We start from the raw sequence: 26036 nt of genomic DNA, 5'->3' as shown, positions 1-26036 counted from the left end.
AGTCATGAGATTCGTGCTGTTTGCAAAGCAAATTTTGATGATAGCTTGTGGTGTGGTCATGGCTTCACCGGGTGTAGTTGCCGCGGCGATAGAGACCCTAAGTTATGGCGAAACCACGAGATTAGAGGGTCTAGATCCCTACACAGCACCTGAGGCAGCAGGCCAAAGACTTGGGGATCTCTTATTTGACTCCCTGGTTGAACTTGGCCCAGGAGAATCGTATGTGCCGTCCCTAGCCAAGAGTTGGAAGATCATAGAGGGTGGGACAGCAATCAGCTTAACCCTTCGCGATGACGTTTATTGGCACGATCAGTTAGACAAGCCAGAGCCGAACGCCAAATTTGGCTCAGAAGATGTGGGGAACACGGTTAGATTAATCACAAACGCAAGCAGCGAAATTCCGAACAAAGAGCGCTTTCTCGCTCTCAAAAGTGTTGAAAAAGTCGGCCCTTATCAGATTATCGTCAGGCTAAACCGAGCTATGACGGATCCTCTTCGTTTATTGACCTTTAAGATCCTGCCAGCACACATTCTAGGCAGCACACCATTTTTGAGCAGGACAAGTGAATTTGCGCGACGTCCTATCGGTACCGGGCCTTACGGTTTTGTAAAAGCGACGAGCAATGGCGAGGTGATGTTGTCAGCTAACCCGCGCTACTTTAAGGGACGGTCTCAAATACCCCAAATCATCATGAAGGCCTATGCTGACCAGAACGTTATGGCACAGTCACTCATGTTTAATTCTTTAGATCTGGTTACTTACGTCAGCCCGAGGGATTTGGGCGAACTATTGGGTGATAATAAACTTGTGGTACTACCCTATGATGCGCTGTCGTTTTCATTTTTTGCCATGAATACGCAGCGCGGTATTTTGAAAGACAAACGTGTGCGTCTCGCCTTAAGCCAGGCAATAAATCGCCAAGAGATGATCGATGCGTTTTTTCAAGGGAGGGGGCGCCTTATTTCTGGTCCCCTACCCCCAACCTCATGGGCCTATAATTTGGACGTTAAACCGGTGAATTTCGATGTTTCCAGAGCACGTGCCATGCTGCAGTCAGCCGGCCTTCGGTATAAAGACAACAAGTTATTTACGCCCTCTGGTGAGCCTGTAACTCTCACTTTTGCTGTGCCTCTTGCGGGTGAGAGTGAAATGATCAAGCGCGTGGTCGTGGCATTTCAAGGATATCTTGAGGCCGTCGGTGTGAAGCTTGAGCTCAAATTCATGGACTGGTTAGTGTGGAAAACAAAGGTTATGGGTCAGCATGATTATGATGTGACTATTGCCTCCTGGTCCTTTGACGATGCAAGTAACATAACGAGTCTGTTTCATAGTTCTAGCGCAAAGCCGTGGGGTAACAATTTTGTCATGTTTAAGAACCCAGAGGTTGATGGCCTACTAACTGAAGCTGATGCCACCAACGACTCCGACTTAAAACGAGCTATTTATCATAAATTGCATGCGCTGCTAGCAGAGGAGGCTCCTTACGCTTATTTGTGGACGCTTCAGCATCATGCGGCACATCAGCAGCGACTCAGCGGTGTCCAGGTTGAGCCGTTCGCATTCTTTAAGTACGTATTGGCTTGGCGTATGGAGCCCCCGTATGTCCAAAATTGAAACAGCCGCGCCTGCCGCGACAGTTGACGACAAAAAAGACAATCGCTCTCGCGTGGCTGAGATGCTGCAAGGCCCACGCAAAAAGCGGAAGAGTTATGTGTTTTTTGCGCTGAGTAAAGACCTCTCCACTGAGCTTGGCGGACAGTTTGAAGGGCTCATTAAATCCGGATTTAAGCAGTTAGGAGTTAGTCGCCCACAGACGGCCGAAGAGCTCAAGAGAGGGTTTGCCAGACAGATTAGCCTGATGGTTTACGATGATGATTTTTTACCGCCGGAAGAGGGATTGGCCCTATTGAAGTCTATGAAGATGCGAGTCAATGAAGCATCAACGCCGATACTTTTCTTGACCCGTGACCCAACAAAACTGATAGAAAACTATGCCAAAGTCCTAGCTCCATTTCAGGAAAATGATGATTATCTTGACTACCGTAAGATGACGAATGCCGAGATCTTCAACCGCGTTCGTGTAGCGGTAACATCAGGTAATAAGAGACGTAGTCGTCGTTACCGTACAAATATCGATCTATCATACTCATTGCTCGGAAGTGACAAGGAGCATCAAGCAAAGATTTTTGATCTGAGTATGCACGGTGCGATGATTAGAGATGAGAGCGGTCGAATTTTTCATGATGCTGAGCAACTTAGGCTGAGTATTCCGCTAGGTAGAATGGCAGAACTTGCTGACGGTGAGTACTTCAAATTGTCGGGTCGGGTCCGGCGTACCCTCATGATCGGTAAAGAAGCTGGCATTAGCTTTGAGCATTTGACCGAGGAAAAAAGTCTGATGCTTGCGCGTATCATTACGAGTTTTGCGAATGCTCAGAATATGCGTCGCCCCCCCACATTGAAGATTGGCTGAAGCCATGCGTGGAAGTGAATCAGCAGTTAATTTATCCGAGCTCTGCCGTTTAGCGATAAGAGCCGGTCAAGCAGCGATGCAATGGTACAAACGGGATAACATTACCGTTACCTCGAAGCAGGACTTCTCGCCTGTAACAGCTGCGGATTTGGCCGCGCACAAGGTGCTTATAGACGGTTTGCCCCATTTACTCCCCGGGGTGCCGGTAGTTTCAGAAGAGGGAGATACTGACTCGAGGCAAAAAATACTGACAGTCATGACCGAGGATACGTACTGGCTTGTTGATCCTTTGGACGGTACGAGAGATTTTCTGGCGCAGACTGACGACTTCACAGTCAACATTGCCCTGATGGTCGAAGGCGTACCCAAAGTTGGATGTGTGGTAGCTCCGGCACGATCACAAGCCTACGTAGCAGACTTAGGGCTTGGAGCTTTTCAAGTAAGCGGTGATGGCCAAAATTTACAGACTATCAGGGTGCGGAAGGCAGATCCGTCTCAATTGGTTTTTCTCGTGAGCAGATCTCACCTCCATGGTGAGGATGGGCTCATCCAAGGTTCTCACCAAAACGCACAGATCCGTCGTGTTGGAAGCGCTCTAAAGTATGCACTCATTGCAGCCGGCCACGCGGATATCTCGGTCCGCAATTCACCAACGAGCCTATGGGACACTGCCGCAGCTCAGTGCTTGCTTGAGGCCGCTGGTGGGATGATGCTGCAATTTGACGGTTCACCAATGACATACCGAACTGGGCGATTGATAAATCCACCATTTATCGCCGTCGGAGATCTGTCCATTGATTGGCGTAAAGTCGCTGCTCTGTTTACGGATCGCTGAGTTCTGTTTGATCGACGCCCTGCGCAATAACCGCCTTCAGATAACGGATCACAGTCTGCGCCTGCGCCGTCTGATTCCAGGTTGGATCCATATAGGGCATATCGCCACTTTCGATTGACTGCAGAATGATAGCAGCATCCCGGTTAACCTGTAGCGGGGTATTGAGCTGTATGCCACCGCGGTGGTGACCATCCTGGTGACAGCGGCCACATGCTGTTTTTAAAATTCTGTGCACTGTGGGAAACGGAGGGGCTGAGGTTTCGGTCGCCTCATCGTCTGTATTTGCCAGGCCTTGAGATGAGAGGCAGACAAGACTGATAGCCATGAGCAGCACTCGCGAAAAAATACTTAAGGTTCCAAGATTGCTAATCATAATCATTCTCCACGGTGCATAAGTTCTTCCATGACTTGAACAATTTGCTGGTGGTAGCTCTCGAGGCTTTTCTCACGTTTCTTCTCGTCGTCGCTCCATTTGGGAGGAAACAAAGGTTCGCTGCAGTAGTGAGTCAATTTCACCGGCCGCGGTATGGGCGTGAGACCTAAGCCTTTAGCTAAGAATACCGGAATTTTGTAGGTCTTGTAAAACCACGCAGTGAGGTGCGATGGGTATACCTCATAAACGTCGTCGGCTTTAGGGCATGCAGCGAGCACGATGGGGGTTTGGGTCTTCATTGCTAAGCGACAGAAACCTACTCGATGATCCCAATTAATCTTGTACTTGTCTCGCGATGGTCGTAATGCCTCACGCATACCGCCTGGAGCGACAGTAATCACTTCTCCAGCCATCAGGAGATTCTCGGCAGCTTCCTGACTACCCTGTACGGCACCAAAGTAGTTTGATGCAATGGGTCCAACTACTGGGACTTTAAAAAACAGCCGATCCACTAACGGCCGTGGTAGAACGCCACGTTCTGTGTACATGGCGGTCATAAGTAAAGTTATGTCGTAAGTCGCTAGACTATGGTTGACCGCAACAATGGCACTGCGATTATTAGGTATGTTCTCAATACCGATCACCTTGTGTTGGTGATAAAGGCGCGCAGTTTCCATCGCTTGCGTCATGATTTTCAAAAAGGTTTCATGCTGTTTTGCAGGATTCAAATGCCGATCCTTCCTGAAAAAGTGCACTGTCCTGGTCCCGCCAATAGCACTGAATCACCGCTGGAGGACTCTTTTACGTAAAGTCGTCCACCGGGCATGTCTACAACCACCCAGTGCTCTCTCGCAATGAGACCCGTGTCTAGGGCTAGGGCTGCAACAGCGCAGGCTCCGCTGCCACAGGCCATGGTTTCGCCCGCTCCGCGTTCCCATACAAAGACCTGATACCCTTCTTCAGAAACCTCCTGACCAAGTTCTAGAGCTGCACGCGCATGGTCTTTTGGCGTAAGGGCGATCGGTTTGGCAATGTGCACATTGACACCGTCCCAGGGGTAACCGTCCTGTAACGCAGGTCCAAGCTTTAACATGAGTTCTCGCGTAGCCAGGTCAGTATTGATAACGATGTGAGGGTTGCCGATCTCGCAGACCCCCATGTCGCTATGCAAATCAGGAGTTTTCGTATCAGCGCCTAGTTTTTTTACGGCAGCGACAGCCACCTGATGCCAGGAAACTTCATGGTTCAACAGTGCAGATCCCATTTCGACAATCACCAAAGGCTGCGCTACGCGTCCGGGGGCAAAGCGGCAGCTCAGCTGCTCGCCCTCGACTAAAAAATTCACCAACTCTGGCAACTCTTTGGGGTTACCTAGCTCCTCATGACGTTTGCGAACGCTGAGGGCGGCACAGCGCAGACCGTTGCCGCAATTTTTTGCTATAGAACCGTCGCTATTGATGATTGTCAGACCATAAGGTGTCCAATCTTTAGGATTTTTGGTCCTGAGGACAAGCACGCCGTCGGCGCCGATACCTGTATGACGGTGACAAATAGCTTGGGCCTGGCGTTTAATGCTGTCGAGTACGACGTCACCATCGACATCACTCATCCACAGAACGACAAAGTCGTTCATGCATCCGTGCCATTTTTCAAAATTTAGATACACGATTTACCTCTAAGGTTCATCAACCAGGCGGTATCCACGTCCACGGACGCTGACGAGAAATTGCGGTTTGCTGGGCTCAGTCTCTAGGTAGCGCCTCAATCGTACGATGAAGTTGTCGACAGTGCGTGTTTCAATATCTCCCTTCATACCCCAAACTGTATCCAAAAGGTGCTGGCGCGACAGTACCCGACGTGGATTTTGCATGAACTCCTTAAGCACGTCGGCCTCTAGTGCCGTCAGCGTATGTTGTCCTGTTGGGGTTTGCAGACGTAGCAGTTCCGTATCGAGGCGAAAAGGTCCACAACTTAGAATCTTGTCCTCATCGCCGGACGCCAGAGAGGTTTGAAAATAACCTGATCTTTTAACCATGCGCTTCACCCTCAGGAGAAACTCCTTCAGATGAAACGGCTTGGTGATATAGTCATCGGCACCCGCTTCAAATCCTCGTAATCGATCTTCCTCTTTACCCAGAGCAGTCAGCATGAGGATGTGCGTCTGATCGTCCGTTTGACGGATGATTTCAGCGACTTCGAAACCATTAAACTCAGGTATCATGACATCAAGAATGACTAAGTCAAAGGGACCGTCGTGGCGGAACTTTTCAATGGCAATCTTGCCGTCAACAGCAGGCACAACCTCATAACCTTCAACCTGCAAATTAAACTGTAGGTTAAAGGCTAAGTTGGGCTCATCTTCGACTAGAAGTATTCTTTTCTTGGCCTCGCTCATTGCTGCTCCGTGGATGCTCTTTTTGCTCGCTATTCTTTTTGTTCAGTCGGTAATGAGACGTAAAAGGTAGATCCCGTCCCGCCTCCAGCGCTCTCTGCCCATACTCGTCCGCCGAGGACGCGGACTGCCGATTTAACGATATAAAGCCCTAAACCTGTGCCTGGGATCGCCTTCTTAACTGCAGCTTCGCCGCGGCGGAACAGCTTGAATAGCCGTTTCATATCTTTCTTGTCCAGTCCAATGCCCTGATCTTGAACGTACATAAAGACATCTCGGCCTCTTTGATCAAAGCCAATTTTTATCGGTGACTGACGCGGAGAGTACTTAATCGAGTTCTCAACTAAATTATTCAGGATCAAGCTAAGAGCCATCCTGGACGCCCGCAAGGTAAGTCTGGGAGGACAGTCGATCGAAAGGCGCGTTCTTAAGTCTGGGTCCATATAAGACAACTTATCGACGATTTTGTTTATTAAGTCGTCCATCGGCACGACAGAAGAAGCATCGTCAAAACTTAAAATACCGCGGTCTAAGCGTCCAGCCACGAGTATTTGATCGATCAACCGTCGTAGGCGGTCGATATCTGAGTAGATCATATCGGCAATACGCGTGCGGGTCGGTGGGTCCAATTGGTGGGTCATCATGGTTTCGAATGCTAGCTGTAGACTCGCCAATGGAGACTTTAGTTCATGGGTAACACTAGAAACAAAGGTACGTTGTTGGCGCGCAGCAGAGCTCTGTCTTTGGCCGGCGACAAAGAGGAGTATGGTTCCGACCAGTAGCACACCGAGCAAGATACACCCGACCACTAGGATGGCGACGGTGATCTCAGTGCTAAAGTATTCCTGACCAAAGCGGCGTGCCAATGCCCCAATTTCGGCGCGCTCGGTGACAAACCAAATCACCCAAATGAGAGTGATTGCTAGCCAAACGACTTGTAGTGATACAAAAATCGTGATTGGGTGCGTGACCCAACTAAGTCGCCGTATAAGTCGAGACCATCGTAGCATTATCTATGCGCCACATCATTTAGCTCTTGGCGGCTAATTTTTCCCAAGTTGCTCTGTCAACAAATGCTGGTTTTACCAACCAAGCACCACCGTCGACTACTAAGATTTCACCCGTAATGTAAGATGCCGCACCTGAGGCGAGAAATACGGCGGCGTGAGCTATGTCCTCAATAGTGCCTAGCCGACGCAGAGGCACTTCGCTCGCAATCTTTTTATCGGCGCCCATGGGAGCGAGGCGGCGCATGCCCTCGGTATCACCGATGGCCCCCGGAGCTATCGTGCATACGCGGATACCATATTCGCCCCATTCGCAGGCCAGATTTTTGGCTAAAGCATCAATGCCAGCTTTGGCAGCCATCACGTGGGACTGCATAATGGTGCCTTGGTAGTGCAAGGTAGCCGAGATGTTTAGGATGAGACTGTCGTTAGTGGCCTTGAGCTGGGTAAATGCCGCTCGCGACATATTGAATGTACCCAGGAGGTCGATATCAATGACGGTTTTAAACCCGTTGGAGCTCAACTTCTCGGTTGGGCATAGAAAATTACCAGCGGCCCCATTCAGTAGGATATCGAGTTTACCGTATTGCGCTGCGGTCGCAGCTACAGCTTTCTCGGCTTGACTAAAGTCACGGACATCACCAGCCACAAAAGAGGCCTCAATCCCCTGCTTGGCGAAGGCTACGCAAGCGTCCTTAAGGACCTCTTCGCGACGTCCCATGAGCATGAGTTTGGCCCCATGCTTGCCGAGGGAATGAGCTATTCCATGGCAAATGCCGGTGCCTCCACCGGTGATTAATGCAACTTTCCCGTTTAATATATCCTGACGAAACGGTGATTGGGGCATCTTTAATGGCTCCTGTCTTCTAGTGGTAGACGTAGAACTCAAAGTCATCCGTGCTGACCTCACGCTTAAGCCTGAGGGCAGCGTTAAGCAGGTGATTGGTGCCGTGGTTACCTGTAAGGAGGTATATCTCACGCACGCCAATACCCCGTAATACTTTGCGCAGCACTGATAGCAGCAGGGACATCTGGGGGTCGGTGCCTATCGCTTCCGGGGCTAGATAAATGCCGAGACGTGTCGGTGCCCAGGGGGTTAAAGTTGCATGCATGCTTGTTAGCCAGTTGTCGAGGTTCTGAGAGCCGCTATCAGGCACTGGCATGAGTACAAGCCCACGGGGGCGCTCACCGTCGGAGTCGAACAGCACGATGGGACCAGCTTCGCTGATACCCTCGGTTGCAGCCCTCTGCAATAAATCATCGGTGCCAATGTCTCTTAGGAGCACCAGGGGATTGTGGTTGCCTGGTTTGGTGATGCCAAACCAAAATTCGCATTCAGATTCACTGGCACTGCGGATGATGTGAGTCGTCACGCGGCGCCCTGGGTCAACGTCGACGGGTGGATTGTGCTCATTTCCGGCTTGGTCAGGTAAACCGAGGGCCGGACTTTTCGTGTCGGTGCCTTCGATCAAGGGATCACTCATGGCTCACTCCTACCAGATGTCCTCTGGTAAGATTATCCCACTGGCGTCGATTTGGCGATGCGATCGAGCAATCCGTTAACAAATCGGCCGGACTCAGCGGAGCCAAACTTCTTGGCGAGCTCGATGGCTTCGTTAAGCACCACGCGTTGAGGGGCTGCCGCCACTAGTAGCTCGAACGTAGCAAGCCGCAAGACATTGCGGTCGATCACAGACATACGCTCCAGCTTCCAGTTGGTAGACACTGATTGAATAAGGTTGTCGATTTCTGCAGTCCGCTCGAGGGTTCCTCGGGCTATTTCGCGCACCTCGGCAACGTGGCTTGCCGGAATCTGTTGATTGGCGATAAATCCCTGGAAGTGACTGTCCGAGAATAGATACAACTTCTCCATCTCAGACTGGTAAAGAAACTGTAGAGCGTATTCGCGCGACTTTGTTCTCGTATGTGTACTCACCGACGTGCAAGCTCCGCTAGACGACCCATGGTCTTGACCATACTGAGAGCCGATTGGGCGGCGTCAACACCCTTATTTCCGCCTTTGATCCCGGAACGAGTCAAAGCCTGCTCGACGGTGTCTGTGGTAATGACACCAAAGATAACCGGTACCCCCGTATCAATGCCGACGCGCTGCAGACCCGCGGCGGCTTGGCCGGCAACGAGGTCAAAATGCGGGGTGTCACCGCGTATGACTGCACCTAGACATATGATGGCCGCATAGGTCTTCGATCTGGCAGCCTGAGCAGCCACCGTCGCAAGCTCGAAAGCTCCTGGTACCCAAAGGATATCGACATGACTTTGGTCTATCCCAGCGTCCTGCAGGGTATCCTGAGCGCCACTCAGTAGTGATTTAGTGATGGTGTCATTAAAACGGCTAATAATGATTAAAAAGCGTGTGGCCATATTGTTGTCCTTATACGTTTTATTATGATTATGTCAGTTCAGACGGAATTTCGACAGTCCCAACCAGCTCCAGCCCAAAGCCGACCAGTCCCTTGAGCGGGGCGGCATGAGAACGATGCACACGCATCCGACGCACGCCGAGATTTCTTAGCAGCTGGGCGCCTATACCAAGTTGACGAGGATCCATGGGAGCGTGTTTCGCCCCTATCGCTGCGCCACTAATGGACTCTCTTGGTCGGGTCAAAATTTCAAAATCAGCGGCAAGGCTGGCCTGCGCGTCAGCCTGCGTCAGGTAGATCAGGACGGCGTGATCAGCATTGCGCAGCAGTTCCAGCGAGTAGTCTAAACGGAGGCGACTAGTACACATGCTGACGCCAAACACGTCCTGTAGCGGCCGCTGCCTGTGGACGCGAACCTCAGTCACATAATCGTCAAATTGCTCGCCCTTGATGATGGCCAGGTGAGTGAGGCCGTCAATATCACTCTTAAAGAGGACGCTTTGAAACTCACCGAAGGCGGTCGTGACTACGCCCTTTGCCACGGGCTGGATCATAGTTTCTAGGTGCAGACGATAGCTAATTAGGTCGGCGATCGTAACGATAGGCATGTCGTGACGCTTGGCAAAACCCTCAAGGTCGGGCATACGGGCCATAGTACCGTCATCATTCATGATCTCGCAGATGACCGCAGCGGGTGCTAACCCTGCCAGGCGCACCAGGTCTATCGACCCCTCAGTGTGTCCGGCACGTTGTAAAACCCCACCCCGACGGGCTTTGAGAGGGAAGATGTGTCCTGGGACTACCAGGTCTTCCGGCTTGGCCCCGGCAGAAGTAGCGACTTTGATCGTATGGGCACGATCAGCGGCGGAGATTCCAGTCGAGACCCCATCCCGAGCCTCAATGCTCACCGTGAATGCGGTTGACTTAGACGGGAGGCGTTTACTGCTGTCCTCCATCATCGGAAGCTGGAGCTGATCAACAGCCTCTTCCGTCAAGCTGAGACAAATCAAGCCTCGAGCCTCTTTGGTCATGAAGTTGATCTTAGCGGCGGATACGCTCGCAGCAGCAAAGACTAAATCACCCTCGTTCTCACGGTCTTCATCATCAACCATGATGACCATGCCGCCATTTTTGATGGCTTGGATTGCGAGGTTTACCCTAGAAGTGGCAACGTCCTGAGATGTCATAGAGCTAGCTCCGGTGGAACAGGTCGGGGATGCTAGCAAAGATTCATCACTAATGCACTGCTTTTTAGGTCTTAAAATTAATCGATGATTTTATATGGTTAGCGGACTCTTTGGGTGAGTCGTTCCACATACTTGCCAACCAAATCGACCTCAATATTGAGTCTTTGCCCCACGGCTAGGTGACGGAATGACGTGAGACTGACCGTGGTAGGGATGAGCATCACGGTGATTTCAGTGTGGTCGGTATGATCATCAACTGTGTTAACTGTTAAGCTGACACCGTCTAGGCAAATCGAGCCTTTGCAAATGACGTAGCGACTGAGGGCCTTGGATAGACTAGCCCTAAGCTCCCAGCCCTCCGGCTTTTTACCGACTGAGACTACTGCCCCAACGCCATCGACATGACCCGAGACCATGTGGCCACCAAGACGGTCACCCAACTGAAGGGCGCGCTCTAAATTGACTTCCGTACCTTCGCCTAAATCGCCGAGATTGGTTAGTTTTAGAGTTTCACTGCTGACGTCAAAAGCCAGCATCTGAAACTTGTTACTGGTAACCGTGAGGCAGCATCCATTGACGGATACGCTATCCCCTACATTAGTCTCGTAGCCCTTGCCAGCGTCTACAATCAGTTGGGTAATACCGCCCATCAGGCTCGCTGTGGCTGCTGCGGGTTGAGAGATCGAGAGTATTTTGCCCGTACGTTCCACCAGTCCAGTAAACATTAGTCTTTATCCAAGCTGTGGATCTCGCGCATGAACTCGCTGGGATCCTGAAAATCCTTATACACCGACGCAAAGCGCACATAAGCCACTTTGTCCATACCCTGTAGGTGCCCCATTATTAAGTCGCCAAGCTTTTGGCTCGGGACACTACGCTCTCCCGATTCTTGGATTTGCTTTTCAATGCGTGCAATCATCACGTCAATTTGGTCGTAACTGATAGGTCTTTTTTGACAAGCGATCTGAATCGAACGGAAGATTTTGTCGCGATTATATGGCTCAACGCGGCCATCTTTTTTTGCGACGGAAAAGGCAAAGCTCTCCTCGCGTTCGTAAGTCGTAAAGCGATAATTGCACGCCATACAACTGCGACGCCGTCGCAAACTGCGACCAGAATCCAAGATCCTACTTTCGAGCACCTTGGTGTCATCAAAGCCGCATTTTGGACATTTCACAGGTCACACTCCCCTGCCCCACTGACCACCCTAGACAGTCCAAACCGGGTAGAGCGGAAACTTACGTGCCAATGCTTCGACCTCGCGTCTTAGCACGGAAAGTTTGTGATCGTCACCGACGTGTTCAAAAGCCTGACGCGTCCAACGGGCTATTTGCGCCATCTCGGCCTGCCTGAGACCCCGGGTCGTCACGGCTGGTGTGCCAAGACGAACACCACTAGTGACGAATGGGCTTCTTTTCTCACCTGGAACCGTATTTTTATTGGCTGTTATCGCGATCTTGCCCAGAGCCTCTTCCAATTGTTTGCCGCTCACTGCGGTATCGCTCAGATTAATGAGGACCAGATGGTTATCGGTCCCGCCGGACACGAGTTTGAATCCGTGCTCCATTAAGCTCTCCGCCAAAGCGGCGGCATTACGTACCACATTTAGCTGGTAATCAAGAAACGTGGGTTGCAGGGCTTCCTGAAAGCAAACAGCCTTAGCTGCAATGATATGCTCGAGAGGGCCGCCCTGGGTGCCAGGGAATACGCCCTTATTGATTTCCTTGGTCAAGGCGTCGTCGTTCCATAGAATCACCCCACCGCGTGGACCGCGCAGCGTCTTGTGAGTTGTGGTCGTCACGACGTGGGCATGGGGGACAGGGCTTGGATGGAGTTTCGCTGCAACGAGGCCCGCAATGTGAGCCATGTCGACTACTAAATACGCACCAACCTCGTCGGCGATTTTCCTGAAAGCGGCAAAGTCTATGGTCCGCGGATAGGCGCTAGCACCTGCGACGATGATCTTAGGCTTGACCTCAAGAGCCTTAGCCCTAACCTCATCCATATCAATAAGGTCAGTGCCGGCTTGAAGCTGGTAAAAGTGTGATTCGTAGATCACGCCAGAGAAATTGACTTTGGACCCATGGGTGAGGTGCCCCCCGTGGGCTAGATCGAGTCCCAAGATCCGATCACCGGGCTTAGCCAACACCAAGAACACGGCAGCATTAGCTTGAGCGCCAGAGTGTGGCTGCACATTAGCGTACTTGGCTTCAAACAGCTTGGTAAGTCGCTCGATAGCGAGAGACTCCATGGCGTCTACAACCTCGCAGCCGCCGTAGTAACGCTTGCCTGGTAGGCCCTCGGCATACTTATTGGCGAGGACATTGCCCATACACGAGATGACCTCTGTCGAGGCGAAGTTTTCTGAGGCAATGAGCTCAAGGCCCTCCTGCTGCCTTTTTAACTCGGCTTCGATCAGCTGGAAGACCTGGGGGTCTTTATTTGCCAAAATTTGCCACGGCTTCTGCACGGTATCTCCCCCGCTACCCGCGCTCGCTCAGTGTCATTGTGATGTCACCTAGTCAGCGAACGCAGAGCTTTTTTTCAATTTCGCGAATTTTTTCTAGGCGAGCCTTATGCCTATTGCCCTCAAAAGGAGTATCCAACCAAAGGTTCACAAGTTCAGCGGCGCGATGATGGTTGAGTGCGCGCGCACCGAGACAGATGATATTGGCATCATTGTGGATACGGCTCATCTTGGCCGTGAACTCATCCCAAACCGACGCGGCCCGGACACCAGGGAACTTGTTTGCGGTGATACACATACCGATACCCGTACCGCAAATCAGTACCCCGTAGTCTAGCTTGCCTCCCGATACATCTGCCGCCAGGATGGCGGCATAGTCGGGGTAATCTACTGACTTTTCCGAATCGACGGCGACGCCATAATCGATCACATCGAGATTTTTCATTTTCACGAATTCAGCAATAAGCTGCTTCAGCTCCTTGCCGGCGTGATCCGATGCTATACCGATCTTGGTGGCCATGCGGTCGGATCCTTATGACTTAGGCGTCTTCGGCCTTTTTGATGAAGGAAACTGCGTCATCAACGGTACGGATATTTTCGGCCTCTTCGTCTGGGATGTCGACGCCAAAGGCCTCTTCCATCGCCATAACCAACTCGACGATATCGAGGGAGTCCGCACCAAGGTCTTCAATAAACTTGGCTTTGCCGACGACAGAGCTCTCTTCTACGCCAAGCTGATTGACGACAATTTGCTTTACTTTTTCTTCGACGGAAAGAGACATGAAGGCCCTCCAGATTGATGCCACGAAAAAGGTTATGATGGACGTAGCTGTCCTAAAAAACCAGACTCCTCAGTATTTTGCAAGAGCATTCCCATGCCAGACGAGGCTATGCTAGGTGTAGTTCAGACTCTAGGGCTTTGACTATGCAAGATTCACTTACATCCAATCTCCAACTCATCGCAGCTCCTTTTGTGCTGGCATCGGATGTCCACATCCAACATATGACGGATCTACGCGCACGGTTGCTACTCGACGCGCTGAGACGGTTGTCACCAGCAGTAGAGGTCGTCGTTTTAAACGGTGACATCTGTGATTTTTGCTTTGGCGGTAGTTCCTACTTCCGCCGCAAGTTTCGGCCCCTTGGAGCCGCCTTGGAGCAGTTAGTCAGCCGTGGCATCCGGGTCTACTTTGTCGAGGGTAATCATGAGTTTCATCTCGAGCGTATAGGCTGGGATGGTGTCCAGATTGTACAATCAAGAGACCTCACCGTTGCCCTAAAATCAGGCCATAAAATCAAGCTCATGCATGGGGACCTCCTGATCGACGAGCCGCTTTATCGGGTCTTCCGTGCAACGCTGAAGTCACAGCTCATCCGGCGCACCGCTGCCTTAGTACCGGGCGCTCTGCTGGACGCCTACGCATTACGTCACGCAAAGTTTTCACGAGCGCAAGATCAATACCGAGTACTTAACCATGAGCGGATACTCAGCGCATTTGCGGCGTGGCTGGCGCTTGATGAGGCCCATCATGGGATCATCGGGCACTTTCACGTGCCCTACGCAGAGAACCACCCCCAGACGGAGCGCATGATGGTTAGCGTCGACAGCTGGGACAAACCCAATCTACTTCTGTTCGCCGACGGCAAATTTAATCGCGTCCACCTGAACGAGCCTGGCGCGCCTTTTTCAGCGACGCCAGCGCAATCGCTTTTCACTTTGGCTTAGGTAACAGACATCCTGGCTTTTGGAGGTCAACAGCGATACCACTGCTGTCTAGGCAGCTGTGAAACCAGTAAACCTGCTCACCGTATCCAATACCCTTACGCACCACAATATTACCTGTGCGATCGACTTCGCAAGGGTTGTTGCGGGTACAACGGGCGCCGTTCTCGTTGATGGTGTTGTTGATGCCGACGATGGTACGGTCGCTACCAGCAATAATCGGGGCTCCTGAGGTGCCACCAATCACGGCGCAACCGTCAGCCGAATACCGAATGGCATCGCGGAAAATCCATCCGTCTTCGCGCAGTTCCGGGACGAAACCGTCGATTGTGCAGGAATAGGTACGCCGCCAGTAGCCGGATACGATGCTGATCGGGGTCCCCGTGACTGGCTTCTGGTCGGTGACGGTCAACGGGTCGATACCATACTGATCTTTTATCTCTTCGTAAGTCAGGTCGAGGAGGTAGAGAGCGACATCGGTGTCTGTCATCGTCGCGTAGAGCATAGTCTTTGCGTTCACCGTACCCAGTACGTTTCTGGCCGCGCGATCGAGCAGGTTGAAGGCGCGCCGCGACGGGATATTAACTAGAACTTCCCCAGGTTGGGGCAGTTGTCGCTCAACGCAGTGGCCGTTGGTTAGGACCAGAGCTGGGCTAGTTGGGTCGGTTTCACCAAACTGGACCAAGGCTCCAGAGCAATTGCTCAGTGCCACTGTCCCAAGAAAGTTTTGAGTATTTACTGAGACTTCACTATCCGTCGGCCCATCGCTTAGCATTTCATAAGCAGAGCTGTCCCGTAATGGGATCGCGAGGGCGGGTGCCGCTAGGCTACAGGGAAGGATTACCAATCCTAAAAATGACTTAGCAATTGTAACTAACTGCATACTTGACTCCGGGCAAAGGCCTTAGTGCCAGGGTTTCCCCATATCACAACCAGGCCCAAGTCCAGAGTGAAAAGCGACCAGGCACCGGCCAATGCTGCGGTGCCCAGCGCCAGGTGCTTAGAACGGAGTTACGTAAGTGAAGTCCCCAGTCGCGCTATCGTACTTACCTAGCGGCGCTTTATCGGAAACAGCACGTTTGGCGGCTTTGATAGCACTGCGCAGATCGGTGGACTTCGAACCCTGTGCAGCCGCAAGAGCACGATCATCGTTCAAGACGCCCTCAGAGTAGGAGCGACCCTTCAGAAAGTCTTTGCGATCGATAGTGCCCATCAGAATTTCACGGATTTCTGAAGCCTTAAGGTTTGGGTTGGCGTCTTTAATCAGGGCAGCTACTCGTGCCACTTCGGGCGCTGACATGCTGGTTCCGCTCATGGGCAGGTACATGTTTTGGCGCGGAACCGAAGACCTGGTACCTACACCTGGCGCAAAAAGATCGACGCGTGACGCACCGTAGTTGCTGAAGGGTGCAAGACCTACATTGCCGATGCTGGCGCCAACTGTAATGACGTTGTCTAGACGCACGCCAGCAGGGGCCTCCGGTAAGCGATCATTGTCCGAGCCGTCGTTGCCCGCGGCAAAGACAAACAGGATATCGGGGTACTTAGCTAGGACTTTTGCCTGCTGGTCGATCATCCGCTGCACAAAAAAGCTTGCATACTCGTCAACTAGTTCCGCCGAAGGTTCACTGCCAATCAGCGCAATGAGGATCGGAGTTACTAGTCCGCGAGCTTGCTCCATCCCGGTGCCAAACGAACCATTGGCAACACTGACACCATTAGCACTCAGGTAGGCGCCAATTTGCTCGAAGATTTTCGATTGCTGAATAGCGATGCCGTACATGCCGAGCTTAAAGACGAATTCCTGAATGAAGCCGACGTCCTTGCCTGCCGCCAGGGAGTGGCGCACGCGGTCTTTCAGGCGTTGAAACATGGTTTTGGTCGAGAGGATTTTGGCAGCGAGAATTTTTGCTTCGGGATTGTCACGAGCAACGATCCCAGCCACGTGGGTCCCGTGAGCATAACCAGCATAGGTTTGGATACTGTTTACGAAGTCAGCATCAGTTAGGCGCTCTTTCATCCACAGTTTTTCACCTTCTGTCGCGGTACCCTCAATCGCAGCAAGTTGCAGCTCAAGGAACTTTTCAATATCCGGACGATATTTTTCCTGGAGCGCATAATCGATGATCAGGGCATCGTTATCCGCGAAATTCCAACCATGGATATCATCAATTTTTCCATTGCCATCGTTGTCGGTTTTGTCCCCATCAGTCTCGGCCGTATTTGTCCACATTTTCTCTGCCAGAGCTTCATGCTCGTAGTCGACTCCGGAATCGATTACGGCTACGGTGGTGGCCTGCGCCGTCAGTGGAACCATTGCCCCAAATAAGATCGCGCACAAATTCGTTTTCACGATTCCGCTCCTCTCGCTTACTTAGTAAATTTGGCTAGATTTGTTTAGCTTCTGTTAAGCTATCCGGCCCGTCAGCGAGACTCAAGCGAAAGTTGACGCCGATTCTAGAATCTGTATTTAGCTAAGACTTGGATGTCGAAATTCCGAATCGACACATTCTGGCTGTTACCCATAGACCACGTGCCATTTCCCATGTCTATGCCAGCTCCCCAAGCTAGCACATGGGCTGGCCGGTATTGCGTGAAGGCAAGATTGATCTGCGTAGCAAAGGCAGATTGCACGCGCTGCCATTTGCCGCCAAGCCCTAGTCTACCAATGACTACCGGGATTAATGAGAACTCACCCTGCCAATCGTAGCGATCGCCCAAAAGGCTGCCGGGCAACTGGCCGTAAAGCGCAGCGAAGCCGCCGCTTGAGAACCAGTCGCCGCCACCGAATGATTCGCCGGAGACAGAGAGTCCATTGACAGTGGCTAAGCCACCGCCACGCCAGCCGTAGATGAAACCAGCGAGGATTGCGGGGAATTCAGCATCCCAATAAATACGCACAAGACCGCGATAACCACCAAATCGGCCGTTCGTGGTGCTTCCACTTAGCAATTGAGCGCCGAAGTCATTGCGGAGTCTAAACATGAGATTTCGCGTCACACTCGCGCCAATGTTATTTATGAGTAGCATGGGCATTTTGCTGCCGCTGCCTGTAATCCCACCTCCACTCATACGCCAGAGGCTAGGTCCGCCGTAGGCCTGGGCGTGTTCTACGAGACGATGGCTAGTGGCTTCTTTGGTGATGTCGTCCCATAGGTTAATGCCGGAATCCTCCCGGGATATATCCGTAGCCGTAGGGGCAGAGCCGCCCGGTTCGCCTGGAGTTGCTGGGGGGGCCTTACCAACAGGCAGGGACTCACCTATCACGACGTCAGAGGTGCTGCTGCCACTTTGATTTTCGGTTTCGTTATGCTGATCGGTTATCGCCGCTGGCCGCTCCGCTTCAACAACTTTTGCCACAGTCGGTTGCGGCATACCTGGCACGTAAATGGGTGAGACAATCACTGTGGACTGGCGTCCGGCGTCCTTGAGGCCTTGACTAGCTGCGAGGCGAGCGAATTTGACGCGCGAGCTCAGAGACTTAATTTTGGCGCCGTCGCCCACTTCTATGGCTTGGTCGTAGGTCTGGTTCAGAATTTTGGCCACGGAGGTAGTGGACTTCAGGTCCACGACTTGTGCCACGCCAGTGGGTTTTGAACTGAATTCTAGCCAGGTACCATTGGCGGGGTGAAGACTGCGGACCGAGGTGCGCACGAGCTCTACCCGATCACCCACTGCTATATTTTGCTCGGAGCCACCGGACAAAGTTATGTAATGACCTTGGATGGACGTGACTGAAACATCTATAGGCAGACGATTCACTAGGCGAAAAACTAAGCTTTCAAGCTTATCTGTGACCTCTGAGGATTTTGCCTCATTAAACCAATTTGTTTCGATGGTGTCACTTTCAAGGAGCTCAGAATGCATGTTGAGATCCACGAGGCGGACACTAAAAGTCGTTACATCATCGCGCACGGCAACAGTCAAACTAAGGAGAGCTTGAGCCTCATATTGGTCGCGCAGATCAGCGCGGCCTTTCTCCGTCTGCCACTCTTCAGCGATGAGGTCGTCTCCTAGAACGCGGAATCTGTGACTAGATCTGACAGCAGCGGGGAACTCCCGAGCAATCAACTCTTTGACTGGGAGACGGTGATAGGAGCCCTCCCACTGCACTGGGACGACTCCAACATTCTGAATGATAGGCAGCTTAACGGGGCTAACGGCTGCCCTTGCGACCGCTGCAAAAGACACGGCGACGAGAATGAGAGCGGCAAAGCGCACGTCAAATCTTTTCGATTTGGTGGTTTGATCCATCATACGAGATCCTTCTTTTAACCTCTTCGATCATGGTCTCGATGTGCACCGGTCGCTTCCATACTCGATGCAGATTCTTCAACGTTTCAAGAGTCGTGTCATGTTTTAGGTCGACACTCTCGTGACTATGCTGCAGCAGCAACTCGCCTCTATTGCGGAAATTACCGTCGACTACCTTGATAATCGGCTGGCCAAAATTCGTTAGCTGCTGAAGTAGCTTCTGCTTAATCTCACGGAAGTCCCGACTTGAGATTACATATTTATTGGAGCGCCTATCGTAATCATAGATGAACATCTTTGACTCGTGACAGAAATCCTCGTCCAAGAACTCGTCCAGAAATGTGATGTCATTATGGATGCGTCGGACTTCGAGGAGCTTCTGCTTACCTAGTCCGAGATTCTTGTTCCATTCCGCCCGCTTTTTTGGGTCGTCGCAGTGAAGGTAGTCGATACCGAACTGACCGCGATCCCAGCGTCGCTCGATGTGTCGTAGTAATTCGACGCCTAGTTTGTAGGGATTCAAACTGCCGGGATGAGATGCCACGACACCGGCAAAATGATCGCAGTAGTCGATAATTTCGCTTTCGTGCAAGGGAGCAATTTGCGTCATCATCTTGCTATGCCAGTAGGTGGCCCAACCTTCGTTGAGAATTTTTGTTTGGGCTTGTGGCGCAAAATAGTAAGACTCGTCTCTAATGATGCCTAAAACGCGCTTTTCCCAGCTAGTCATGGGCGCGTGATCAATTAGAAACTTGAGGACATCACGCTCGGGATTTTCCGGGAAACTTTTGACCCTTTGGGCCTCTTCAACCTGTTTGCGCCGCTGATGCTCAAGAAACTCGGCGGGATTGATATAGGTATCCATGTAGGGCTTGGCTTTGATCTTTGCGGGCGGCTTTGGCCGACCATACTCATCGGTATCGCTGCGTGGCTTTTGCGGTGACTTAAATGGCGCGTGGATGTCGATCAGGTTTTCGAGAGACAAACAGGTGTCGATAAATGATTCGACGTCATCTTGGCCAATATCATCAATAAATTTTCTGATCATAACGGCATGGTTGGCCATCTGATTCAGCATTTTGCGATTCGTCTTACTGAACCAGTAGTTGTTCTTAAAAAAATCGCAATGCCCGTAGACGTGCGCAATGACGGTCTTTTGGTATACGAGGTCGTTGGCGCGCAGTAGGTACGCGTAACAAGGATCGTTGTTGATGACCATCTCATAGATAATCGAGAGGCCATAGGTATAACTTTTCGATAGACGTTCGTATTCCATGCCCCAGCGCCAGTGGGGATAGCGCGTAGGGAACCCACCGTAGGCGGCTATTTCGTTAAGCTGCTTATAATCGACGAGCTCAAAGATCGTGTCGAAGAAATCAAGGCCAGCAGCACGTGCGGCATCAGCCAGTTTAGCTGCAATGTCCTGAAGCTCGGGAGTTAGTTGCGTGTTGTAGCCGTGCATAACCTTATTTGCCTTTACCAAGGAAGGTTTTCAGCGCATCGACTATAGCGTCACGATCTTTGATTTGCGCTAAGGTTATTTTGTTACTAGCGTCGCCAAAATGCTTTTGTAAATCTCGTAGGAATTGTCCCGAACCATAACGCGATTCAACCTGACCGTAGGCAAAAAGGTTGGCAGCAGGGATCAAATGGGACTCGAGTAGTTTCATACACTCGGCGGTATCGTTGCCTGACCAGTTGTCACCGTCAGAAAAGTGAAACAGGTAAATATTCCACTCAGATGGATCGAACGATTCCTCGATCATTTTCAGTGCGAGTCGGTACGCCGAGCTGATTAAGGTGCCGCCTGACTCTTTGGTGCGGTAGAAGGTTTGTTGATCCACTTCCCGAGCAGTCGCATCATGGATGATATAGCGTCGCTCAAGTCCCGCATATTGCGTGGATAGCCAGGTGTCGAGCCAAAAGCTAGTCAGGCGGACGATCTCTTTTTGTTCGTCACCCATGGAGCCGGAGACGTCCATCATGTAGATGATGGCTGCATTGGCTACGGGCAGGTTATATACGCGATACGAGCGATAGCGTTTATCTTCTTTGATCGGAACGATCACGGGATTCTCGGGATCGTAAGTACCTGATGAAATCGCCCTGCGCAGCGCCTGCTTATAGGTGCGCTTAAAATGGCGTAGGGACTCGGGACCTTGTTTGAGAATCCCAGTATATTTATACTGACGGTCCTCGATGTTCTTTTTGCCTTTATTCTCAATATTGGGCAGCGCCAATTCTTCGCCAAGAATCTCGGCTAGTTCTTGCAGAGTGACATCAACCTCAAGACTGTGCTGTCCCTCACCGTCGCCCGCTTGACCCTCTCCTGGCTGCGGTTCCCCCTGCCCCACCTGATCCCCGACTTCACCTTGGCCTTGGCCAACGCCGCCTTGCTCGTTGGAGCCGTACTGAAAGTGAGGAATGTCTATCCGCGGCAAAGGAATCGTCACTCGTTTCTTGCCCTGTCTGCCGATCAGATCGCCGGACGAGATAAAGCGACGCAGTTCCTTTTTGATTTTGCCGCGAACGATTTTGCGAAACCGGTTGAGGTCCGATTCCATGTGCATGGGCATTGGGAACCTCTTAGAAAAAAGACCTTAAGGCTGTTTGTCTTTGTCGGCTTTGGTGACATCGCCACGGGCGAATATGCTGGCAACGAAGCTTAGAGCATCGCTAGCGCAAATCTCGCAGTACCCGTAGTTTTTGATCAGGCGGTTTTTAACCACGTCGATCTTAGCTTGAGTTTCGCGGTCGACCACGCTCGACACCAACGTAGTAAGTTTGATGGTGTCCTTTTGGTCCTCAAATAACTTCAGTTCAAGGGCACGGTGTAGGCGCTCATTAGTACGGAAATCAAAGGATCGGCGCTCGAGAGCTAGTGCCCCGATATAATTCATGATTTCGCGACGGAAGTCATCTTTGCGACTCTCGGAGATATCGATTTTCTCCTCAATGGCACGCATCAAACGCTCGTCAGGCTCTTCGTCGGCGCCTGTAAACGGATTGCGCACTTTTTCCCGCTGCACATAGGCTTTCACGTTATCGATGTAGTTACCGCAAAGCTTGTCGATCGCAGATTCATCAGCAGAAATAGCTCGCTGAACCTCGTGTTTGACCACATCTTCATACTCGCGTTTGACCTCAGAGAGCAGCTCGCGGTAGTGCTTGCGAATCTCCTCATTATTAATGAGGGAGTGAGCTTTGAGACCCGAATCTAGTTCGTTCAGGACTATGAATGGGTTGATACAACCCCCACCCTTATCGACTACCAGAGCATTTGAGATCTTGTCCTGAATGTAGCGTGGAGAAATCCCCTCCATTCCCTCGCGCTTAGCTTCTTTGCGCAGCTCCTTGATGTTGTCCTCAGTGAACTGCTGCGTAGTCTTACCGTTGTAGAGCTTAAGCTTTTGCATCAGCGTCAAGTTGGCTTTCTTAGGCTCTTCAAGGCGCGTCAAAATGGACCACATGGCCGCCATCTCAAGTGTGTGAGGCGCTACGTGGATGTGCGGTACAGAGGTGGGATTAAAGTCTTTCTCGTAGATCTTTATTTCTTCCTGGAGCTTGGTGATATACGGCACATCAATCTTGATGGTCCGGTCGCGCAGAGCTTCCATAAACTCATTGTTTTGCAGTTTTTTAAATTCAGGTTCGTTGGTGTGGCCGATGATGACCTCATCGATGTCGCACTGCGCGAATTTTTTCGGCTTGATTTTGTGCTCCTGACTTGCCGTGAGCAAGTCATAGAGGAACGCAACGTCGAGTTTGAGGACCTCGATAAATTCAACGATGCCGCGGTTGGCGATGTTGAATTCGCCATCGAAGTTGAAGGCACGGGGGTCGGAGTCGGAACCGTACTCGGCTATTTTGCGGTAATTGATGTCACCCGTGAGTTCAGTTGAGTCCTGGTTTTTCTCGTCTTTAGGCTGGTAGGTGCCAATCCCCACTCGGTCACGCTCGGATAACACTAAACGACGCACTTCGATATGGTTGGCGATCATCTTTTCCCAATCGCCGCGATAGTGCTCCATTAAAGCACGATAGACGTAACGGCTAGCCGGATTGAGGTCACCCTCAATAGCTACCTGACGACCGCGGTCGCGGTTGTGGTTGATGGCCTTGAGGACCGCCTCGCGTCGCTCCACTGGAATGAGGTGCAGTGGCTCTCCGTGCATGGGATCGGGCATGACGTCTTCCATACCGACTATGTCGGCAAGATTACGCCAAACAAAGGTGTACAGAGCTCCTTCGGGCGTCCTCGAGTAGCGCTCGAGACCCTTCTTTAAGAGGCGCGCGATGGTCGATTTTGACGAACCAACGGGGCCGTGCAGTAAGATGACGCGCTTTTCCGGTCCATAGCGCTGCGCGCCAGCTTTGAATACGAGAACAAGCTTCTGCAAGTGGACATCGAGGCCGTAGATGGCATCCTTGCCATTATCGACTGGATCATCGAAGAAGTTGAAGTGAGTGATTTCCTTTTTATATTCGGTGTAAGTTCTCGTGCCGTACGACATGATCATGTCGTAGCAACGCTGGAACGCAGTCCGAGCCACCTCAGGCCTCTCGACTACCACATCAAGGTAGTCACGGAAGGATCCAGACCAATTAAGGTCAGCAAACTCTCGACCAAAGTCGCGGCTGTTCACAAGGTCCAAGAGCTTCTGCGCGTCCATGCGGCACTCCTATTCCTAAAACGGCAATCACCAAGTCTTCAATATTCTATTGTATGGTATTCCTTAAGTTTTCACCATGGGCTAAGACGGCTTGCGAGTAGCCACTAAATAAGAATTGATGAATGCCTCAATGTCCCCGTCCAAGACCCCCCCGCTGTCCGAGGTCTCATGATCCGTACGCACATCCTTGACCAGCTGGTAGGGATGAAGGACGTAGTTGCGAATCTGACTGCCAAAGGAGATGTCACTCTTGGCCGCTTCAACATCACCCTGAGCCTTGCGTCTTTTCTCCATCTCGCGCTCGTAGAGCGCGGAGCGCAAGAGCTTCATACAGTTGTCGCGGTTTTGGTGCTGTGACCGTTGCGTCTGACTTGCGACCACGACCCCGGTAGGTATGTGGGTGATCCTCACCGCCGATTCGGTCTTATTCACGTGCTGACCACCGGCACCACTAGCGCGGTAGGTATCGACGCGCAGGTCGGCGGGATTGATCTCAATCTCGATGTTGTCGTCGACGACCGGCGAGACAAAAACCGAGGCGAAACTCGTATGGCGACGGGCATTTGAGTCAAATGGGCTAATCCGTACCAGGCGATGTACACCTGATTCAGACTTAAGCATTCCGAATGCATAGGGCCCTGCAACGGTAAATGTGACGTTCTTAATTCCAGCCTCTTCGCCTGGTAGCAGGTCGTAGATCTCAGTGGTCCAGCCCTTGCGCTCGGCATAGCGCAGGTACATACGGAAGAGGATGGACACCCAGTCTTGCGACTCAGTGCCACCGGCCCCTGAGTTGATGGTGACAACGGCATCGTTGAGGTCCATCTGCCCCCCAAGCAGGCTCTGCACCTCTAGCGTTTGGAGTTCAGCTGAAAGTTGCTGAAATAGGCTGTTAGCCTCAGTTAGATAGTCGTCGTCACCCTCTGCCGCTAACTCAAGTGCGGCTGCTAGGTCGTCCCGGGTGGATGCCAACTTGTCGGCTCTCTGCAGGGCTAGTTCGAGCACTTTTTTTTCTTTTAACACAGGAGCGGACTTTTCCGGGTCATTCCAGAAATTGGGGTCGGCGTTAACCTTGTCGTCTAGCGCCTTGAGCTTCTCCCTCTTCCCCGGGATGTCAAAGAAACCCCCAGACTCGGGTGTAAGCCTCGTGGGCCTTCTTGGTTTCGTTGGCAAGCTGTTGATAATCCATGATATTTCCTAAGATTGACAGAGGTTGTGCCGAGGCCGTACGATAAATCGAACGGTGTCAGCTAGACAAGGAAAACTAAGCTGTGATCCATCTGACTAGGCTCGACAATTCACCGCTTCTTATCAGTTTGGACGCGATTAAGTACATCGAAGCCACGCCAGACAGCGTCATATCCTTTATAAATGGCGATAGCTTAATTGTCCGTGAGTCACTAGAAGAAATCGACCGCCGCGTGCTACAGTATAGAGTGAAACTCCTCTCTCAAGCCAAATCCTCCTCCAAACCCTAGTTTCGATTACAATCCGCGGAGCCAATCACCATGGATTTGACCAGTCTTATCGGTCCAGTCTTGTCGCTGGGTATGATTATCGGTGGTCTCTTTCTCGAGGGCGGCCACCTTTCCTCCATTCTCCAGGTTACGGCAGCCATGATCGTACTGGGCGGGGCCTTGGGGGCTCTCATGGTGGCTTATCCCCTGCCTGACGTGATCTTTGCCTTTAAGTCTCTAGGCGTGTGGTTGAAGAACCCCGGTGCCAATCCCGATGAAATCCTGAAAGACGTCATCGATTTGGCGCAGACGGCGCGCAAGGAATCGATCCTCGCTCTTGAAAAGAAGCGCGATGCCATCAAGTTTGCACCCCTTGCCAAGGCGGTCAAGCTAGCCGTCGACGGTACCGACCCCAATGTCATCCGGGATACTCTTGAGACCGAAGCCCACGTGACCTTAGAGGAGGGCGAGGTTGCCGTTAAGTTCTGGGAGGACTTCGGCGCTATTGCACCGACGATCGGTATCTTGGGGGCCGTGCTTGGTCTCATTCACGTGATGGAAAATTTGGATAAACCGGAGCAGATCGGTCCCGGTATTGCCGTTGCATTCGTGGCAACGCTCTACGGCGTGGGGTCTGCCAACATTTTCTTCATTCCCATCGGTAAAAAGATCAAACGCAAAGTGATCTTGGATGGCCACGCCCGGGCCATGGTTTCCATTGGCGTCGACGGCATCCTCTCTGGTCTCAACCCAAAGGTCATAGAAGAAAAATTGGCAGTATTCTGCCATGGTCACCATAGCGAGGAGTAACCG

Annotated in this window: 28 protein-coding genes; 6 read left to right on the top strand and 22 right to left on the bottom strand. The window is 51.7% G+C overall.

Annotated elements, in window-relative coordinates; all coding sequences use genetic code 11:
- Positions 1–4 precede the first annotated feature (4 nt).
- From FJ146_02685 to FJ146_02675, 3 genes are read left to right on the top strand one after another with little or no spacing between them, the layout of a single operon-like run.
- Complete coding sequence (locus FJ146_02685; GenBank protein ID MBM4250854.1) at positions 5–1615, top strand: hypothetical protein; 1611 nt, start codon at positions 5–7, stop codon at positions 1613–1615.
- Positions 1512–2474: a PilZ domain-containing protein gene (locus FJ146_02680; protein MBM4250853.1), complete on the top strand. Its 963-nt coding sequence runs from the start codon at positions 1512–1514 to the stop codon at positions 2472–2474. The genes FJ146_02685 and FJ146_02680 overlap by 104 nt, the downstream gene beginning before the upstream one ends.
- A gap of 4 nt (positions 2475–2478) precedes the next feature.
- Positions 2479–3309 carry a 3'(2'),5'-bisphosphate nucleotidase CysQ gene (locus FJ146_02675; protein MBM4250852.1) on the top strand — a complete coding sequence of 277 codons (831 nt, stop codon included), beginning with the start codon at positions 2479–2481 and terminating at the stop codon, positions 3307–3309.
- On the opposite strand, the gene FJ146_02670 is transcribed toward FJ146_02675, so the two are convergent.
- The 15 genes from FJ146_02670 to FJ146_02600 all read right to left on the bottom strand — a co-directional run bounded on the left by FJ146_02670 (position 3296) and on the right by FJ146_02600 (position 13898).
- Entirely contained in the window at positions 3296–3682 is a 387-nt protein-coding gene (locus FJ146_02670; GenBank protein ID MBM4250851.1) for a hypothetical protein, read from the bottom strand. The genes FJ146_02675 and FJ146_02670 overlap by 14 nt on opposite strands.
- Positions 3683–3684: 2 nt before the next feature.
- Positions 3685–4410: an acyltransferase family protein gene (locus tag FJ146_02665; GenBank protein MBM4250850.1), complete on the bottom strand. Its 726-nt coding sequence runs from the start codon at positions 4408–4410 to the stop codon at positions 3685–3687.
- A complete protein-coding gene (dapF, locus tag FJ146_02660) occupies positions 4407–5348 on the bottom strand; it encodes a diaminopimelate epimerase (GenBank protein ID MBM4250849.1) in 942 nt (313 codons plus the stop codon). The genes FJ146_02665 and dapF overlap by 4 nt, the downstream gene beginning before the upstream one ends.
- A gap of 9 nt (positions 5349–5357) precedes the next feature.
- Positions 5358–6077 (bottom strand): response regulator transcription factor, encoded by a 720-nt coding sequence (locus FJ146_02655; GenBank protein ID MBM4250848.1) that lies wholly within the window; start codon positions 6075–6077, stop codon positions 5358–5360.
- A 29-nt stretch (positions 6078–6106) separates the two neighbouring features.
- Positions 6107–7084 carry a HAMP domain-containing histidine kinase gene (locus tag FJ146_02650; protein ID MBM4250847.1) on the bottom strand — a complete coding sequence of 326 codons (978 nt, stop codon included), beginning with the start codon at positions 7082–7084 and terminating at the stop codon, positions 6107–6109.
- Positions 7085–7103: 19 nt separating this feature from the next.
- Positions 7104–7928 carry an SDR family oxidoreductase gene (locus tag FJ146_02645; protein ID MBM4250846.1) on the bottom strand — a complete coding sequence of 275 codons (825 nt, stop codon included), beginning with the start codon at positions 7926–7928 and terminating at the stop codon, positions 7104–7106.
- Positions 7929–7947: 19 nt separating this feature from the next.
- Positions 7948–8565, bottom strand: a complete 618-nt coding sequence (locus tag FJ146_02640) for a hypothetical protein (GenBank protein MBM4250845.1) — start codon at positions 8563–8565, stop codon at positions 7948–7950.
- Positions 8566–8597: 32 nt separating this feature from the next.
- Positions 8598–9017, bottom strand: a complete 420-nt coding sequence (gene nusB / locus FJ146_02635; protein ID MBM4250844.1) for a transcription antitermination factor NusB — start codon at positions 9015–9017, stop codon at positions 8598–8600.
- Positions 9014–9463, bottom strand: a complete 450-nt coding sequence (locus tag FJ146_02630; GenBank protein MBM4250843.1) for a 6,7-dimethyl-8-ribityllumazine synthase — start codon at positions 9461–9463, stop codon at positions 9014–9016. The genes nusB and FJ146_02630 overlap by 4 nt, the downstream gene beginning before the upstream one ends.
- Before the next feature lie 28 nt (positions 9464–9491).
- A complete protein-coding gene (gene ribB / locus FJ146_02625; protein MBM4250842.1) occupies positions 9492–10649 on the bottom strand; it encodes a 3,4-dihydroxy-2-butanone-4-phosphate synthase in 1158 nt (385 codons plus the stop codon).
- A 98-nt stretch (positions 10650–10747) separates the two neighbouring features.
- A complete protein-coding gene (locus FJ146_02620) occupies positions 10748–11374 on the bottom strand; it encodes a riboflavin synthase (protein MBM4250841.1) in 627 nt (208 codons plus the stop codon).
- Positions 11374–11826: a transcriptional repressor NrdR gene (gene nrdR / locus FJ146_02615; protein ID MBM4250840.1), complete on the bottom strand. Its 453-nt coding sequence runs from the start codon at positions 11824–11826 to the stop codon at positions 11374–11376. The genes FJ146_02620 and nrdR overlap by 1 nt, the downstream gene beginning before the upstream one ends.
- A gap of 30 nt (positions 11827–11856) precedes the next feature.
- On the bottom strand, positions 11857–13101 hold the full coding sequence (locus FJ146_02610) for a serine hydroxymethyltransferase (GenBank protein MBM4250839.1): 1245 nt from the start codon (positions 13099–13101) through the stop codon (positions 11857–11859).
- A 70-nt stretch (positions 13102–13171) separates the two neighbouring features.
- Positions 13172–13636, bottom strand: coding sequence for a ribose 5-phosphate isomerase B (gene rpiB, locus FJ146_02605; GenBank protein MBM4250838.1), 465 nt, complete (start codon positions 13634–13636; stop codon positions 13172–13174).
- Positions 13637–13655: 19 nt separating this feature from the next.
- The gene (locus tag FJ146_02600; GenBank protein ID MBM4250837.1) at positions 13656–13898 is read right to left on the bottom strand and encodes an acyl carrier protein; all 243 of its coding nucleotides are present in this window, start codon (positions 13896–13898) and stop codon (positions 13656–13658) included.
- Between the two features lie 143 nt (positions 13899–14041).
- Here FJ146_02600 and FJ146_02595 point away from each other — a divergent pair, with 143 nt between their 5' ends.
- On the top strand, positions 14042–14842 hold the full coding sequence (locus FJ146_02595) for a hypothetical protein (GenBank protein ID MBM4250836.1): 801 nt from the start codon (positions 14042–14044) through the stop codon (positions 14840–14842).
- Here the strand turns inward: FJ146_02595 and FJ146_02590 are convergent.
- The 7 genes from FJ146_02590 to FJ146_02560 all read right to left on the bottom strand — a co-directional run bounded on the left by FJ146_02590 (position 14829) and on the right by FJ146_02560 (position 24951).
- Positions 14829–15722, bottom strand: a complete 894-nt coding sequence (locus tag FJ146_02590; protein ID MBM4250835.1) for a trypsin-like peptidase domain-containing protein — start codon at positions 15720–15722, stop codon at positions 14829–14831. The two genes, FJ146_02595 and FJ146_02590, sit on opposite strands and share 14 nt — an antisense overlap.
- A gap of 117 nt (positions 15723–15839) precedes the next feature.
- A complete protein-coding gene (locus FJ146_02585; GenBank protein MBM4250834.1) occupies positions 15840–17192 on the bottom strand; it encodes a hypothetical protein in 1353 nt (450 codons plus the stop codon).
- Between the two features lie 104 nt (positions 17193–17296).
- A complete protein-coding gene (locus FJ146_02580) occupies positions 17297–19096 on the bottom strand; it encodes a hypothetical protein (protein ID MBM4250833.1) in 1800 nt (599 codons plus the stop codon).
- On the bottom strand, positions 19062–20555 hold the full coding sequence (locus tag FJ146_02575) for a SpoVR family protein (GenBank protein MBM4250832.1): 1494 nt from the start codon (positions 20553–20555) through the stop codon (positions 19062–19064). The genes FJ146_02580 and FJ146_02575 overlap by 35 nt, the downstream gene beginning before the upstream one ends.
- A 4-nt stretch (positions 20556–20559) precedes the next feature.
- The gene (locus FJ146_02570; protein MBM4250831.1) at positions 20560–21669 is read right to left on the bottom strand and encodes a DUF444 family protein; all 1110 of its coding nucleotides are present in this window, start codon (positions 21667–21669) and stop codon (positions 20560–20562) included.
- A gap of 24 nt (positions 21670–21693) precedes the next feature.
- Complete coding sequence (locus FJ146_02565) at positions 21694–23766, bottom strand: serine protein kinase (GenBank protein ID MBM4250830.1); 2073 nt, start codon at positions 23764–23766, stop codon at positions 21694–21696.
- 81 nt (positions 23767–23847) lie between these two features.
- On the bottom strand, positions 23848–24951 hold the full coding sequence (locus FJ146_02560; protein ID MBM4250829.1) for a peptide chain release factor 2: 1104 nt from the start codon (positions 24949–24951) through the stop codon (positions 23848–23850).
- Positions 24952–25037: 86 nt separating this feature from the next.
- On the opposite strand from FJ146_02560, the gene FJ146_02555 reads away from it, so the two are divergent.
- Both FJ146_02555 and FJ146_02550 read left to right on the top strand, forming a co-directional pair.
- Positions 25038–25244 carry a flagellar protein FlbD gene (locus tag FJ146_02555; protein MBM4250828.1) on the top strand — a complete coding sequence of 69 codons (207 nt, stop codon included), beginning with the start codon at positions 25038–25040 and terminating at the stop codon, positions 25242–25244.
- Between the two features lie 30 nt (positions 25245–25274).
- Entirely contained in the window at positions 25275–26033 is a 759-nt protein-coding gene (locus FJ146_02550; GenBank protein ID MBM4250827.1) for a flagellar motor protein, read from the top strand.
- Positions 26034–26036 lie beyond the last annotated feature (3 nt).

It is taken from the genome of Deltaproteobacteria bacterium, assembly GCA_016874735.1.
GTDB lineage: Bacteria > Bdellovibrionota_B > Oligoflexia > Oligoflexales > CAIYRB01 > CAIYRB01.
The sequence above is the reverse complement of the archived record's forward strand: the minus strand, read 5'-3'. Positions and strand labels throughout refer to the sequence as shown.